Origin of the sequence: Alysiella crassa DSM 2578, from assembly GCF_000745955.1 — a bacterium.
In the GTDB taxonomy this organism is placed as follows: Bacteria; Pseudomonadota; Gammaproteobacteria; order Burkholderiales; family Neisseriaceae; genus Simonsiella; species Simonsiella crassa.
In genome coordinates this window covers 1-15,749 of the sequence record NZ_JQKH01000022.1, presented here as the reverse complement: position 1 = coordinate 15,749, position 15,749 = coordinate 1, and the positions used below count along the sequence as shown (strand labels likewise).

The window sequence follows — 15,749 nt, the reverse complement described above, 5'->3', positions numbered from 1 at the left end:
TTCTGATTGAAATTATTTTTTCTGGATTTCTGGTGTTACGCCTAAAGCCAATACGGTTTGACGTGGTACCCAATTACCTTCAGCATCTTCAACAGTTTCACGCAAAGTAATTTCATCAGGCGTGATTTTTACGACGCGACCGTAATCTTGCCCCATATAGTTGCCTAATTTAACAGTATAAACTGTTTGATTATCTAAACTAATCAGCGCGGATAAATTATTGCCACTACCAATGGTGCCAACAAATTTTAATTTATCCAAAGAAGAGTTCTCTAACAATTCTTTTGGACGATTTAAATTGGGTGCATTCACAATGGAGGCAGCTGGGTTTACCATTGCTCTCATGCGGTATAAGCTGAAAGCATGAGGATTAATTGGAGCAGGAGTGGTGTAATGCGCAGGCTCTACTTTTTCAGGCGCAACAGGGGGTTTTAAATTGGCTTTTGCGCGTTGTTGTGTTTCTTGCATCCACGCATTCAAATCACTGCCTTCCTCTTCACAACCTGTTGCCAACAGCACCAAAGGGACGAGTAATAATAATTTAGCATTCATTGTTGCATCCTATTCATTATTGAGCTGTATTTTCAGCACCACTTGCTGCACTAGCTGCTGGTTTTTCAGTATCCACAGCTTTATAAGTGCTGGCAATGGCTGTCAAAGTGAAACGCGTACTGATTTTGCTGGCTGCTTTTTTATCGTTATTGGAAGTCGGTTTGTTGTCTTCATCAGCAGCTTTAATGGTGATGGCAGACAAGGTAACAATACGCGACATACGACCCACATCACGCACAAAATTAGCCAATTGTTCATAACTGCCTGTAACCGAAACAAAAAATGGTAAACGGTCGATGTTGTCATCTTCTTTAGCTTTTTTGCGTGGTACAACTGTGTTTAACTTTAATTGATTACTTGCAGCTGCCATGTGTAATTCTTGAATCAAGTTAGGTAATTCTGCATCGGTTGGTAATTGTTTAATCAATTCTGAAATAGATTGCTCAATCAAAACCAATTCTTGCTCCAAGTTTTCCAAATTGGCGACTTTTACGGCAATTTTTTCATATTTAGGACGTAAATCATCCATTTCAGTGGTTTTTGCTGTTTCCAAAGTTTCCAATTGTGTCTTAAATGAAGCAAAATAACCCACAACCACTAAAACCACGCCCAATGCAATGGCTGCCAAAAATTGCACAGCTTTAGGTGCTAAATGCAATTTTTGAATATCAATATTTTGTTTTGAACTCATGTTCTTACTCCATTATTTTGCGGCAGGTGCTGAAGCAGATTTAGGGGCAGCCTGAACAGCTTTAGGCTGAGGTTTTGGTAATACAATTTGTTGAACCAAAACAGATTTTAGTGTAAATCTTTGACCATCTTCTGCTTTTTGAATTTCCACTAAATCAGGCACATCAAAGATACCCGTACTTGGCAAGGCAGACATCAAAGTTGCAATTTTTGAATCTGCGGTGGCTTTGCCCGAGATTTCGTATTCATTGCCTTGTTTATTGCCTTTGCCTTCCAAACCATTGAGTGTAATCAGATAAGAACCATCGGGTACAACTTGGTTCAGGCTGTCTAATACACGCGCACCTTCAAAACGCTTATTATCCAATTCTTCTACTTTGCGTTTGCGTTCCAAGAAATTGTATTTGCGTTTTTCCAATTCTTCGATGGTGGCTAATTTGCTTTCCAGTTCTTTGATACCAGCTTGCAAGGTACTGTTACGCGTTTCTTGATTTTCAATGGCTTTATTCAAGCTAACATAAATCAGACCAGCCACCGCAGCACCTGCTAAAGCACCAATTGCCATAATGGTTTGAAATTGCTTTTTCAGCTTCGCCTCACGCATTTCGCGGTAGGGAAGCAAGTTGATTTTAATCAAATTCATTTTAGTATAACCCTCGTAATGCCAAACCAAATGCGGTCGTTAATGAGTCTGCATCGCGTGCCAAATCACCGCCACCTTTGACTTTGTTTTCAGCCAGCGTGATGGGAGCGATGTGTTGCGTGGTGGTATTGGTGCTGATGCGAACCACTTCTGCCAAGCCTGAATCAGGCACACACGCACTGCCGCTCAAGAAAATTTGTTGTACAGCAGAATCATCGCTGCGCGTGGTCATAAAGAATTGCAGGGCGCGTTGTACTTCTTGTGCAATTTGCATATTGAAGTAATCGCTCACTTCGGTTTTGTAATCAGCAGGACGCTGACGGCGACCGCTAATCATCTCCAAAGCTTCACTTTCGGTAACTTGGTAGTTACGTTGAATCAAGTGAATCATTTGGTCTAAACCAAAAGCCGCTTCGTGGCGATACAAAATTTTGCCACTTTCCACAATCAACGCTTTCAAGGACACATCACCAATATCAAATAAGGCAATGCGTTCATTGGCTAATTCGCCACCTTGCATCATGTCCATATAGGCAAACGCGTTAAACATGGCAAACAAATCCACGTCCACATTGCTAGCGTTTAAGCCTACTTCGTCTAACAAATCGGTAAATTGATTGACATTGTCGGTTTTGGTGGCGACCATCAATACGTTTTGCTCTTTACTGTTGGCAGAGAATGTATGCCAGTCGTAATTCATTTCGTCTAATGCGCCCACGCGTACCACTTCTGCTTCCACAAATTCTTGCAAAGACATTTCTGCACCTGTTTCTGAGTAAAGCAGATTGTCTTCAATCGTTACCATGGAAACAGGTAAGCCTACATTGGTGGATTTGCAATTTGTTTTTAACTTGTCATAGCATTGTTGCAAATGAGAGACAAGCGTGTCAAAATTGACAATCTCGCTGCTGGAAACCACGTTTTGTGGTAATGGTTCTACAGCATATTTTTCCAATTGGACACGTCCCGAGCCTTTGCCCGCGATTTGCACCATACGAATGCTTGCAGGACCAATTTCTAGCCCAATGACACTTTTGGCAGCCATACCCGCAGCAGCTTTACCAGACGATTTTTTCGTTGGTTTGCTGGGTTTTTCAGCTTTTTCACTAGTGTTTTTAGCAGTTTTCTTAAAACGCATAATTTAAAGTCCTTACCTAAGGCGGAAAGCATTTATAATAACCTGATTCCGCGTTTGTGAATTCCAGTAACAAAAAACAGTGGTTATTTTACTTTATTTAAAAAAACAAATGGCAACTTTTATTTAAAATCATGATTAAAAATTTTCTCTACACTATTTTAGGGCTGATGTTGGGGCTGTTTCTGTTTGCGGTTGGCTTGGTAACTGTTGCTGTTTTGGTAACATATCCCAAGCTGCCTGAACTGGATGCCATCAAATATTATCAACCCAAAGAGCCTTTGACCATCTATTCATCAGATGGTGTGGTAATTGGCACTTATGGCGATGAACGCCGTGCATTTACGCCGATTGACCAATTCCCCAAAGTATTAAAAGACGCGGTGGTCGCTGCCGAAGACAAGCGTTTTTATGAGCATTGGGGCGTGGACGTTACGGGTGTGGCGCGTGCGGTATTGAGTAATTTGCGCGGTGGTCATAAACAGGGCGCGAGTACAATTACGCAACAAGTTGCCCGAAATTTTTATTTGACCAATGAACGCACCATGACACGTAAATTCAATGAAGCTTTATTGGCTTACAAAATTGAACGCTCGCTCACCAAAGACCAAATTTTGGAATTGTACTTCAACCAAATTTATTTGGGGCAACGTGCTTATGGTTTCGCTTCGGCTGCTAAAATCTATTTTAACAAATCTGTACAAGATTTAACATTGGCAGAGGCAACTATTTTAGCAGGTTTACCTAAAGCACCGTCTGCTTTTAATCCAATTGTGAATCCAGACCGTGCGCGTTTGCGTCAGCAATACATTTTGAACAATATGGCTGAACTGGGCATGATTACAGCCCAACAGCGTGAGGCAGCCTTAAATGAACAACTCATTTATGAGCGTTATCGCATGCTGATTGACCAAAATTCGCTGTATGTTGCAGAAATGGCACGACAAACTTTGTATGAAAAATATGGAGAAGATGTTTACACGCAAGGTTTAAAAGTTTATACAACGGTCAGCACCAATAATCAAAAAGTGGCAACGGCAGCATTGCGTAAGGCTTTGCGGAATTTTGACCGTGGCTCTGGTTACCGTGGCGCAGAAGGGCAGTTGGATTTGACTTCTATGGACGATGTGGAAGATGGGATTGAGCAATATTTATCCAATACTTACACCGTAGAAGGCATGATTCCTGCTGTGATTTTGACGGCGAATTCTAAAGGCATTGACGTTTATTTGCAGGGCGGCACGAAAGTACACTTGACAACGGGCGATATGGGTTCGGGTGCGCGCGCGGCGATTAATAATAAGAAATTAGAAGAGCGTGCTTTGAAAGCAGGTGCGATTATTCGTGTAGCGAAAATGGGCAATGGGCGTTATACGGTGGTACAGCAGCCTGAAGTGCAAGGTGCGCTGGTGTCTATGGACGTGGATACGGGGGCGTTGCGTGCGTTGGTTGGTGGTTATGATTTCCATAGTAAAAACTTTAACCGTGCAACGCAAAGTATTCGCCAACCAGGATCTACATTTAAACCGTTTATTTATTCAGCCGCGCTTTCTAAAGGCATGACGGCGGCAACGATGGTCAATGATGCGCCCATAAGCATTCGTGGTTGGTCGCCACAAAACTCAGACGGTTATTATGCAGGTATGATTCCTTTGCGTACCGCGTTGGCAAAATCTAAAAACGTGGTGGCGGTGCGTATTACCCAAGCAATGGGTTTGAATTACACGCGTAAATATTTGCAACGCTTTGGTTTTAAAGAAGACCAATTACCCAATGCTTTGCCTGTTGCTTTGGGGGCAGGTTCGGCTACGCCTTTGCAGATGGCGGAAGGTTATGCGGCGTTTGCTAATGGTGGCTACAAGGTTACGGGCTATGTAATTGACAAAATTTACGACACGAAAGGCAATTTGCGCGCAGAAATGCAGCCTATGGTGGCACGCCAAAATGCCCCACAAGTGATAGATCCGCGCAATGCTTATGTGATGACTTCTATGTTGCAAGATGTGATTCGTTCTGGTACGGCGCGTGCGGCTTTGGGTTTGGGACGCAGCGATTTGGCGGGCAAAACGGGTACGACCAATGACAGTAAAGATGTTTGGTTTGTGGGCTATAACCCGAAAATTGTAACGGCGGTGTATTTGGGTTATGACACGCCACGTAGTTTGGGTAAGCGTGCGTTTGGTGGCACTTTGGCATTGCCTGTTTGGATGGACTATATGCGTTTTGCGTTAAAAGGTATGCCTATTCAAACCTATAGATTGCCAGCCAATGCGGGTAAACGCGCTAAAGACGCGGTTACCGATAATGATAAACCGTCTGTGGCGGTGGATAATTCCACAACTGACCCTGAAGCGGTGAAACGCTCTGCGCAAAAACCTGAACCCAAATCAGAAGGCGGTGTCGCAGAAGATGAAGCCAGCAAAGGCGTATTTGACAATCTGTTTTAAATTTTCAGGCAGCCTGAAAAAATAATATTGTGCTTTAATCAATTATTCCCCTATTCAAGTAGAGATGAATAGGGGGATTTTTTTCAGGCAGCCTTGAGTATTTGTTCAAAAGTATCGTAATTGTTTAGTATAATCGTTCAAAAGTCTCAATCCCTGTATAATCACGCCTTTTTTACACATTTAGGGTAGAAATGGAATGAACAAATTAACGAAAAATCAAATAGACCATACGACAGAAAACAGCAGTTCACGTTATTTTTGGATATGGCGATGGCATTTTTATGCAGGTTTATTTGTTGCGCCTTTTTTGATGTTATTGGCGGCAACAGGGTTGGCGATGATATTGTTTGCCCATACGGAAGGCAAAGATGGGGAACGGATTTTTGTGCCCATTCAATCTATTGTGCAACCTTTGTCGCAGCAAGCGCAGGCTGCCATCAATGCGATTGATAAGGAAAATGCAACGGTGGCACAATATATTTCGCCGCGTTCTGCCGACAGCGTAGCGGTGTTTCGTGTGAACGATGGTGCTGGCAAGGCGAATATGGTGGCGATTGACCCCTACACGGCGCAAGTGGTACACATTTATCCACGCAATCAAAATAATTATCATCTGATGGATTCCATTCACAGCGATATTTTGTTGGGTAAAACAGGCGATTATTTGCTGGAAACGGCGGCTTCTTTAACCATTTTGATGATTTTGACGGGCGTGTATTTGTGGTGGTTTTCGCGCCAACGCCGCGTTTCCAAAATGCTGACCACAGGGAAATTGGGGTGTGGTCGCTCTTTTTGGCGTGGTTGGCATGGGGTGTTGGGAACTTATACTTCTTTGATGTTATTGTTATTTTGTTTATCGGGTTTGGCTTGGGCTGGTGTTTGGGGTGGCAAAGTGGTGCAAGCGTGGTCGCAATTTCCTGCGGGCAAATGGGGTGTTGCGCCCAATCCCACATCTACCGTGCCTGTACATGGCGATTTGAATGATGGCAAAACCAAAGAAATCCCATGGGTTTTGGAATTAACGCCCATGCCTGTTTCAGGCAGCACTTTGGGCGAAAAGGGGATTGCACCAAATTTGCCCATCAGTTTGGAAACGGTGGACAGATTTGTCCGCGAAAAAGGGTTTACGGGACGTTATCAGATTTATTTGCCCAAAGGCGACACGGGGGTGTGGACGATTAATCAAGATTCCATGAGTTATGACAGCCCCAATCCCACCGCCGACCGCACCATGCACATTGACCGTTACAGTGGCAATGTGTTGGCGGATATTCGGTTTGCGGATTACAACTGGTTTGGGCAATTTATGGCGGTGAGCATTGCGTTTCACATGGGCACGATGGGGTGGTGGTCGGTGGCGTTGAATGTGGTGTTTTGTTTGGCGATTATTTATTTGTGCGTGAGTGCTTATGTGTTGTGGTGGAAACGCCGTCCGCGTGGAATGGGTTTGTGTCCGCCTGCACAGGGGCGCGTATTGCCCAATTGGAAAGTGGCGACCATAATATTGAGTGTGGTGGCGTTGATTTTTCCAACGGCTGCGGTGGCGATTATGGTGTTTGCTTTATTGGATTGGATTTTGATTTCGCGTGTGGCGGTATTGAGGAAATGGTTGAAATAATTGGATTGTTTCAGGCAGCCTGAACACAAAAAAACACGTTTATCTATTTGAATAAACGTGTTTTCCTATTTTCAGGCTGCCTGAAGATTATTCATCGCCATCATTCAAAGCGTTAATGCTGTAACCGCCGTCCACATAAGTGATTTCGCCCGTAATGCCCGAAGCCAAATCAGACAACAAGAACGCCGCCGCGTTGCCTACTTCTTCGGTGGTAACATTGCGGCGCAAGGGATTTTGTGCCGCCACATGGCTCAATAATTTACCAAAATCGGCAATGCCCGCCGCCGCCAAAGTTTTGATAGGACCTGCGGAAATGCCATTGCAACGAATGCCTTCTTTGCCCAAGCATGAAGCGGTGAAACGCACACCTGCTTCCAAGCTGGCTTTTGCCATGCCCATCACATTGTAATTGGGCACCGCACGCACCGCGCCCAAATAGGACAACGCCAAAATAGACGCGTTGCGACCTTGCATCATCGGGCGTGCCGCTTTTGCCAATGCAGGCAAGCTGTACGCCGACACTTCATGCGCCACACGGAAGGCTTCACGCGAGATGTTGTCCAAAAAATCGCCGCTTAAGGCTTCTTTGGGGGCGAATGCAATCGCGTGTACCAAACCGTCCAAGCCGTCCCAATGTTTACCCAAATCGTTGAATACTTGGGTGATTTCATCATCGCTTTGCACATCGCAATGGAACACGAGTTCCGAGCCAAATTCGGCGGCGAGTTTGCGTACACGGTCTTCCAATTTGTCCACCGCAAAGGTAAACGCCAATTCCGCGCCTTGTTCATAACACGCTTTGGCAATGCCGTAAGCGATGGAACGGTCGGAAATCATGCCTGTAATCAGAATTTTTTTGCCTTGTAAAAATGCCATTTTGTATTCCTAGAAATATGAAATTTTGTTTGACGAAAAATACGTCATTATAACGGTTTTTAAGTTTTCAGGCTGCCTGACACATTGCGGTAACGCAAAGTTTGGCAGGATTTTCAGGCAGCCTTTTAGTACACAATAAACCAATGTAGGGTGTGCCGTGTACACCAAATTTGCCATAATATTTAAATTATTCAGTCATTTGGTGCGCATGGCGCACCCTGCTGTGATTTTGGCTGTGTACTGGTCGGCAGCCTGAAAGTTTATTTGCCCAACCATTTGCGTACATCTATGTGAAACAGGACGGAGCGTTTCCACAAATAAATCAAAATCGGCACATTGCCCAGCGCAACCAGCAAATACAATAAACCAATGCTGTTAAAAATCATCAATAAAATCATGCTAATAATCGCAGAAGCCACCATGAAAATCGCATTGACAATATTATTTGCTGCAATCGCATGGGCGCGAAATTCGTCATTGCTGGACGTTTGCAGCCAAGTGTAAAGCGGCACAGAGAAAAAACCACCAAAAAAACCAATTAACAACATGGCAATGATGATGGGATAAGCATAACTTTGTCCTAAAAATTGAAGAAGTCCTTGCAATTCAACATTGTGAAACACACGCCCATGTGTCAGCCAAACCAGCAGGCTGCCTGAAAGCGTTAGTCCCACCGCGCCCATCGCCACCAAACCCAAACGCAAATCGCCTTTACTCAAACGCGCACACAGCACCGAACCCAGCGCAATCCCAATGGAAAACAATGCCAACATCAAATTGAACACATTTTCATTGCCGCCCAAATGGATTTGCACAAAAGTTGGCAATTGAGTCGTGTACACCGCGCCAACAAACCAAAACCATGAAATGCCGATAATGGCGGTAAACAAATCAGGTCTTGAAAAAATATTTTGGCATAACTGTTTGGTGGAAATTAGGAAATTGTATTCTATTTTGGTTTCAGGTTCTTTGGCGGACACATCGGGCATGGGTACGCTGGTCGCAAAACCCAGCACCGCCACCAGCAACACCGCGCCAATCAACAGCCACACAGAATAACCCGCAATCGCCGTGCCAATCATTTGCCCCAATAAAATGGCGATAAAGGTGCCTGATTCAATCAAGCCATTGCCCATCAACAATTCTTTTTCGCGCAAATATTCGGGCAAAATGGCGTATTTCACAGGACCAAATAGGGTGGATTGCGTCCCCATCATAAATAAACAGAATAATAATAAGGGCGCAGACTGAATGTAAAAACCCACGCCCGCCAATGCCATAATCATGATTTCCATGATTTTGGTGGCTTGGGCGATTTTGGCTTTGTTGTAGCGGCTGGCGAGTTGCCCAGCCAAAGCGGAAAAGAGAAAGTAGGGCAGAATAAACAATAGTGCGCCCAAATTCAGCAATTGCGCCGCAGGCAGCCAGTCGTTTTTGCCGAGACCGTAAAAGCTGATGAGTACGAATAGGGTGGTTTTGAATAAATTGTCATTAAACGCGCCGAGAAATTGGGTGCAAAATAGGGGCGCGAAACGGCGGGTTTTGGCAAATTCGGGTAGTGGGTTCATGGGGGACTCGTTATTTTTATTTTTGGGAGAATGGGTTTTCAGGCTGCCTTTCAGTACACAATAATTTTTATCAACACCTAAATGTAGGGTGCGTACCACGCACCAAATCATTTAAATAACGTGAAATTGGGTGCTACATGAATTTTGTCGTGTACTTTCAGGCTGCCTGAAAATTATTTTTTATCTGTTTTATCAAATGTTTCGTCATCGTCCATCAAAATGCGATGGGCGGGGCCTTCCAAATCATCAAATTGCCCATTTTTACCCGACCACCAAAAAAAATAGCCAATAATAAACGCCAAAATAATACTAATCGGAATCAGAATATACAAACTTTCCATAATTAAATCATGCCTGTTAAGTCGTTGAGTGTGAACGATTGCCCGTTGATTTTAAGATTTTGTTGGCGGATTGTGCCGATAAATTCGCCTGTTTCATCAAATAATTGCACATGGTCGCCATCAATTGCCCAGCGCAATTCGGTGTTTTCGGCGTAGCGGCTTAAGGCAGCCTGAATGTTGGTTTCGGTGAGTTTGATGGCAAATTGTCCGTGCGGAGCGTCTTGTTCGCCGCCGTCATCGGGCAGCATAATGAGAAAGCCGATGTGTTGGTCGGTGTCGGCGGTGTTGATGGTGAAATAGTGCATGGTGGCTGGGTGCTTTACTCAAAAAGGAAATGGTAACGCGTTCCTATAAAATTGGGTAAAAAATAACATTTTTTGACACTTTTGTTGGCAGATGTGTGGTTTGAGTTGAAATTAAATTCAGGCAGCCTGAAAATGGTTTTCAGGCTGCCTGAATTATTTTAGAACCTGTGTTCATAATCTTGATAGCGGCTTTCTATCTCAAAATCACGCGCCTACTGCGTTGAATTTTCATGTTGATAGAACCACTATCAACATGAAAATTCGCCTTGTATTCGCATGATTTTGCGATAAAAATCCATCTATCAATCTTACGAACACAGGTTCTTACAAACCCATTTCTTTCATGCGTTGTAAATTGAATTGTGCCAATTCGTGTCCCTGCTCGGCGGCTTGCAACCACCAATGGCGGGCGTTGGCGTATTGTTCCGCATTGGCGTATAACACGCCTAAATGAAATTGTGCTTCCGTGTGTCCTTGCATGGCGGCTTCTTCATACCAATCGGCGGCGGTGTCATTGTCTTGCGGAATGATGTCGCCTGCTGCATATTGTCCGCCCAAATCGTATTGTGCTTGTGCCAAACCTGCTTCGGCGGCTTTTTGCCAACATTCCAGCGCGGCGATTGGGTCGCTTTCCAATAATAAATAGCCCAAATGGTGTTGCGCTTCCACCAAGCCGAGTTTGATGGCTTGTTCACACCAATGTTTTGCCAATTCAAGGTCTTGCTCCACGCCCTGACCCATTTCGTAGAGCATGGCGATGTTGTGGCAAGCCTGTGGATTGTCGTTTAAGGCGAGTTTGTGCCATTCGGCGAATGCGGTTTCATAATCGCCTTGTTGGTAGGCGATTAAGCCTAAATCTTGTTCGGTTTGTTCGGTCATGATGGAGATTCCTGTGTTGTGGTGAATGGGATTGTAGCAAACTTTCAGGCTGCCTGAAACATGAAGCGTCAAGATTCGCTTGCCCATTTTGTCAAAGCAAAGGCAGCCTGAAAATTTATCCAGAATCAAATTCTTTAAAAAAATCCGATTATTCGGCAACAAATCGCGTTATAATCCTACAAAATTTTTGATTTCATCATTTTATTACTGTAACTCATTCATATAGATAGGGAAAATAATATGACTATTACTCGTGATTTGACCCATATTCGCCACAACACTAAAATCGTGGCAACACTCGGGCCGGGTAGCAATAATGTAGATTTATTGCGCGAAATGATTTTGATTGGCGGCTTGCACGTTGTGCGCTTCAATTTCAGTCATGGCACGCCCGAATTTCACAAAGGCAATGCCGACATCGTGCGTGAAGCGGCGCGCCAAGCTGGGCGCGAAGTGGCGATTATGGCGGATTTGCAAGGTCCCAAAATTCGCGTATCCAAATTGGAAAACGGCGGCGTGCAAATTGAACAAGGCGAAAAAGTCTTGTTTGACGCGGCTTTGCAAGGCGAAGGCAATCGTGAACGCATTGGCTTGGATTACCGTGAATTGCCGCAAGATGTGAAAGCGGGCGATGTGTTGCTGCTGGATGATGGTTTGCTGACGGTTACGGTGGAAAGCGTTTCAGGCAGCGAAATTTTGACCGTTGCCAATAATTCACATTTTTTAAAATCCAATAAAGGCATTAATAAACAAGGCGGTGGCTTGTCTGCTGGCGCGTTTACCGAAAAAGATTTCCGTGATTTGAAAACGGCGGTGGAAATTGGTTGCGACTATTTGGCGGTCAGCTTTGTGAAAACAGGCGCGGAAATGGAACAAGCGCGTGAAATGGTTGCCAAAGAATGCGCCGCTTTGGGCGTGAGCGTACACCCTGGTTTGGTGGCGAAAATTGAGCGCGTAGAAGCCATTGAAAATTTAGATGAAATTATTTTGGCTTCCGATGGCATTATGGTGGCGCGTGGCGATTTGGCGGTGGAAGTGGGCAACGCGGCGGTACCCGCATTGCAAAAACGCATGATTAAACGTGCGCGTGAATTGCGCCGTTTCAGCATTACCGCCACGCAAATGATGGAATCTATGATTACCAACCCCGTGCCGACTCGAGCCGAAGTGAGCGATGTGGCAAACGCGGTATTGGACGGTACCGATGCGGTAATGTGTTCGGCAGAAACCGCAGTTGGCGCGTATCCTTTTGAAACGGTGCGCCAAATGGCGATTATCTGCGCTCAAGCGGAAAAAGCACAAGACACTTTGGTGGGCGTGGTGGACGATGATGATGTGGACAATAAAGGTGAAACTTCTTCGGTGATTGCGAGCGGTGCTGTGCATATTGCGCGTCAAGTGAAAGCCAAAGCGATTGTTGCGCTGACGGAAAGTGGTTCGTCTGCGTTCCAAGTGAGCCGTTATGGTATTTTGATTCCGATTTACGCGATTACGCCAAGCGAAAAAGCACAACGCCGCATGGCAATGTATCGCGGCGTACGTCCTCTGCAAATTGCCACCAGCAACGACCACGACAAGGCAATTGAAGAAGTGGAAGCTTTGTTAAAAGAACGCGGCGTGTTTGAATCGGGCGATATGTACATTATCACAAGCGGTTCGCGTATGCGTGAAAGCGGTGCAACGAATACGGTACAAATTATGTCAGTGAAATAATTGGCATAATTTGATTTAAAAAACATTCAGGCAGCCTGAAAATGATTTTTCAGGCTGCCTGAATGTTTTTGGGTTTACCCTAAAATGTAGGGTGCGTGTACTGAAAGGCAGCCTGAAAAATCACAGCCATTGAAACACAAAGAAAATCAATGTATGCAATAAAAATAAGGGCACCAAAATACCAAACGACCATTTCATGTAACCAAAAAAGCTGGGCATGGGGACTTTGCGTTGTTCTGCGATGGCTTTGACCATGAAATTAGGCGCGTTACCGATGTAGCTCAATGCGCCCATAAATACTGAACCCATTGAAATCGCTAATAAAGTATGGAATAAATCGCCACGCATTAAAGTTTGCGCGTCGCCGCCTGCCATATTGAAAAACACGAGATAGGTCGGCGCATTGTCCAAAAAGGCGGACAACATACCCGTCATCCAGAAATACATGGTGTTAATGGGTTGTCCCGCTTCATTGTGTACCAATGAAATCAAGCCCGCAAACGCGCCCTTGTTGCCCGCTTGCAAAATGGCGAGTACGGGCGAAATGGTAATGAAAATTCCCAAAAACAGTTTACCCACTTCCAAAATCGGGTCCCAGTTAAATTCGTTGCCAGCACGGACTTGTTGTGGGGTAATTTTTAGAGAAATTACAGCTAAAATCAACAAGATAATATCACGGGTTAAATTTTGTAATTCATACATAGTACCCAATACATTAATGCCCGTATTCGGTTTCCATAAACCCGACAACAACACCGCACCAATCACACCTGCTAACAGCAAGAAATTGATTTTGCCATATAATTTAATCCCTTCAATGTGGGCAAAATGCAAATTGTGATTATGTGGCGTGGGGTCGTGTGGCAAAATTTCATCGGCTTGTTGGAAATATTTATTGTCCAGCCAGTAAAAAATTGCCAGTAAAATTAAGCTACTAATCAAAACAGGCGCAAACATGTGTATTACCGTCCAGCCAAAATCCACGCCTTTCAGGAAACCTAAAAAGAGTGGTGGGTCGCCCAATGGAGTTAAGCCACCGCCAATATTCGCCACGAGAAAGATAAAGAAAATAACCACATGAACTTTGTGTTTGCGATTATCGTTGGCGCGAAGCAGGGGGCGAATCAGTAACATGGCTGCGCCCGTTGTGCCCATCAGCGAAGCCAAGACCGTGCCAATCGCCAATAAGCTGGTGTTGAGTTTGGCGGAGCCTTTTAAATTGCCCCACACCAAAATACCGCCCGAAATGGTGTACAACGCAAATAACAAAGCAATAAACGGAATGTATTCGCCCACCAATGCGTGTGCAATCAAATGGATAGATTCGGAAAAACCAAATACCAAAGTAAATGGAATCAAAAACAACAATGTCCAAGCTGCTGTGATTTTGCCAAAATGGTGGTGCCAAGTGTGGGCAAAAAACAGGGGACCAGTCGCAATAGACAATAAAATCAGGGCAAAGGGAATGCCCCACAATAAACTCAATTCCGCACCATTAAAACTGGCGGCGTTTGCCAGCGTGGGCATGAGCAATAAGGGCAGCAGAGCGGTTTTAAAACGCATAGTGTCTCCTTAAATAACAAGGGTTTGAGATACCAAACAGCAGGGCTGCCTGAAACAGAAGATGTTGATTATAATGGAAAATGATGTGATTGGCTATGTTTTATCATGGAAAATCGGGCAATTTGGCTTTTCAGGCAGCCTGAAAAACGCTACAATCCGCGCCGTTTCAATCATACAGAAAGCCCAAAATATGTTTGTTGCCGCTACCGCGTTGATGATGGAAAACCGCACAGTTTGCGGTATGTATGATTTTGATTTTATTTTAAAACCTGTTTTATTGCCAAAACAGGTTTTTTGTTTTTTCAGGCAGCCTGAAATATAAAAATGAAAGAAAGAGAACCCACCATGCCCAATCCCTTTTATCAAAAAAACCTGATTTCCATTGCCGATTTTAACGCGGCAGAATTGCAAATTTTATTGGATACTTCTTTGAAATTAAAACATAATCCAAAAGATAATTTGTTAAACGGCAAATTAATTGCCTCGTGTTTTTTTGAACCGTCCACGCGCACCCGATTATCGTTTGAAACGGCGGTGCAACGCTTGGGCGGCAAAGTCATCGGTTTCGCAGATGGCGCAAACACCAGCGCGAAAAAAGGCGAAACCCTTGCCGACACCGCCCGCATTATCAGCAGCTACGCAGACGCCATTATCCAACGCCACCCAAAAGACGGTTCGGCGCGTGTGTTGGCGGAATTTTCCCACGTTCCCGTGATTAACGCGGGCGATGGCACCAACCAACACCCCAGTCAAACTTTATTAGACTTGGTAACGATTTACGAAACACAAGGCAGCCTGAAAAACCTGAAAATCGCCATGTGCGGCGATTTGAAATACGGGCGCACGGTGCATTCATTGGCGCAGGCGTTGAAATTATTTGATTGTGAATTTGCTTTTGTGTCGCCGCGCAGCCTTGCCATGCCCGACTACATCACGGAAGAATTGGACGAATACGGCGCAAAATGGCAAATTTTCCCCGATTTGGAAAGCGCGATTGAATGGGCAGATATTTTGTACATGACGCGTGTGCAACGCGAGCGTTTTGACGCGGAAGAGTTTGCCAAAATTCAAGGTAAATTTAATTTACACGCCAATATGTTAGCCACCGCCAAACCGAATTTGCGCGTATTGCACCCCCTGCCACGAGTGGACGAAATCGCGCCCGATGTGGACAATACACCACACGCTTATTATTTTGAACAGGCGACCAATGGCGTGTATGCACGCATGGCGATTTTGGCGTTGTTGTTGAATGAAGAAGTGTGATTTTTTCAGGCAGCCTTTCAGTACACGACAATTTTTACCAACACTCAAAATGTAGGGTGCGTACCACGCACCAAATCATTCAAATAATTGAAATTTCGGTGCGTAATACGCACCCTACATGAATTTTGTCGTGTACTGAAAGGCAGCCTGAAA

15 protein-coding genes are annotated in these 15,749 nt (G+C 44.6%); 5 read left to right on the top strand and 10 right to left on the bottom strand.

Going from position 1 to position 15,749, the window contains the following annotated elements; translation table 11 throughout:
- Positions 1–12: 12 nt before the first annotated feature.
- Genes Q338_RS05105 through pilM form a run of 4 tightly spaced genes read right to left on the bottom strand, consistent with a single transcriptional unit; the run spans position 13 to position 3,023 of the window.
- Entirely contained in the window at positions 13–552 is a 540-nt protein-coding gene (locus Q338_RS05105) for a pilus assembly protein PilP (protein ID WP_034292688.1), read from the bottom strand.
- Between the two features lie 16 nt (positions 553–568).
- Positions 569–1,243 (bottom strand): type IV pilus inner membrane component PilO, encoded by a 675-nt coding sequence (locus Q338_RS05100; RefSeq protein WP_034292687.1) that lies wholly within the window; start codon positions 1,241–1,243, stop codon positions 569–571.
- Between the two features lie 12 nt (positions 1,244–1,255).
- Positions 1,256–1,885 (bottom strand): PilN domain-containing protein, encoded by a 630-nt coding sequence (locus Q338_RS05095; protein ID WP_034292684.1) that lies wholly within the window; start codon positions 1,883–1,885, stop codon positions 1,256–1,258.
- A 1-nt stretch (position 1,886) separates the two neighbouring features.
- On the bottom strand, positions 1,887–3,023 hold the full coding sequence (pilM, locus tag Q338_RS05090; protein ID WP_034292682.1) for a type IV pilus biogenesis protein PilM: 1,137 nt from the start codon (positions 3,021–3,023) through the stop codon (positions 1,887–1,889).
- A 131-nt stretch (positions 3,024–3,154) separates the two neighbouring features.
- Here pilM and Q338_RS05085 point away from each other — a divergent pair, with 131 nt between their 5' ends.
- Together Q338_RS05085 and Q338_RS05080 are read left to right on the top strand one after the other, a co-directional pair.
- Positions 3,155–5,467, top strand: a complete 2,313-nt coding sequence (locus tag Q338_RS05085) for a penicillin-binding protein 1A (protein ID WP_034292680.1) — start codon at positions 3,155–3,157, stop codon at positions 5,465–5,467.
- A gap of 196 nt (positions 5,468–5,663) precedes the next feature.
- Entirely contained in the window at positions 5,664–7,085 is a 1,422-nt protein-coding gene (locus Q338_RS05080; RefSeq protein ID WP_034292677.1) for a PepSY-associated TM helix domain-containing protein, read from the top strand.
- Between the two features lie 87 nt (positions 7,086–7,172).
- On the opposite strand, the gene fabI is transcribed toward Q338_RS05080, so the two are convergent.
- The 5 genes from fabI to Q338_RS05055 all read right to left on the bottom strand — a co-directional run bounded on the left by fabI (position 7,173) and on the right by Q338_RS05055 (position 11,126).
- Positions 7,173–7,961 carry an enoyl-ACP reductase FabI gene (gene fabI / locus Q338_RS05075; protein WP_034292675.1) on the bottom strand — a complete coding sequence of 263 codons (789 nt, stop codon included), beginning with the start codon at positions 7,959–7,961 and terminating at the stop codon, positions 7,173–7,175.
- A 260-nt stretch (positions 7,962–8,221) separates the two neighbouring features.
- Positions 8,222–9,529, bottom strand: a complete 1,308-nt coding sequence (locus Q338_RS05070; protein ID WP_034292728.1) for an MFS transporter — start codon at positions 9,527–9,529, stop codon at positions 8,222–8,224.
- Between the two features lie 173 nt (positions 9,530–9,702).
- Positions 9,703–9,870, bottom strand: coding sequence for a cbb3-type cytochrome oxidase assembly protein CcoS (ccoS, locus tag Q338_RS05065; protein WP_034292673.1), 168 nt, complete (start codon positions 9,868–9,870; stop codon positions 9,703–9,705).
- A gap of 2 nt (positions 9,871–9,872) precedes the next feature.
- Positions 9,873–10,175 carry an HLGFF motif protein gene (locus Q338_RS05060; protein ID WP_034292671.1) on the bottom strand — a complete coding sequence of 101 codons (303 nt, stop codon included), beginning with the start codon at positions 10,173–10,175 and terminating at the stop codon, positions 9,873–9,875.
- A 324-nt stretch (positions 10,176–10,499) separates the two neighbouring features.
- Entirely contained in the window at positions 10,500–11,126 is a 627-nt protein-coding gene (locus Q338_RS05055; protein ID WP_248784405.1) for a tetratricopeptide repeat protein, read from the bottom strand.
- A gap of 168 nt (positions 11,127–11,294) precedes the next feature.
- Between Q338_RS05055 and pyk the strand changes: the two genes are divergently transcribed.
- On the top strand, positions 11,295–12,767 hold the full coding sequence (gene pyk, locus Q338_RS05050) for a pyruvate kinase (RefSeq protein WP_034292667.1): 1,473 nt from the start codon (positions 11,295–11,297) through the stop codon (positions 12,765–12,767).
- Between the two features lie 120 nt (positions 12,768–12,887).
- Here the strand turns inward: pyk and Q338_RS05045 are convergent, their stop codons facing one another.
- Entirely contained in the window at positions 12,888–14,330 is a 1,443-nt protein-coding gene (locus Q338_RS05045; RefSeq protein WP_172540032.1) for a sodium:proton antiporter, read from the bottom strand.
- A gap of 61 nt (positions 14,331–14,391) precedes the next feature.
- Here Q338_RS05045 and Q338_RS05040 point away from each other — a divergent pair, with 61 nt between their 5' ends.
- Positions 14,392–14,652, top strand: coding sequence for a hypothetical protein (locus tag Q338_RS05040; RefSeq protein WP_034292665.1), 261 nt, complete (start codon positions 14,392–14,394; stop codon positions 14,650–14,652).
- Positions 14,653–14,675: 23 nt separating this feature from the next.
- Entirely contained in the window at positions 14,676–15,596 is a 921-nt protein-coding gene (gene pyrB / locus Q338_RS05035) for an aspartate carbamoyltransferase (protein WP_034292723.1), read from the top strand.
- The last annotated feature ends 153 nt before the right edge of the window (positions 15,597–15,749 follow it).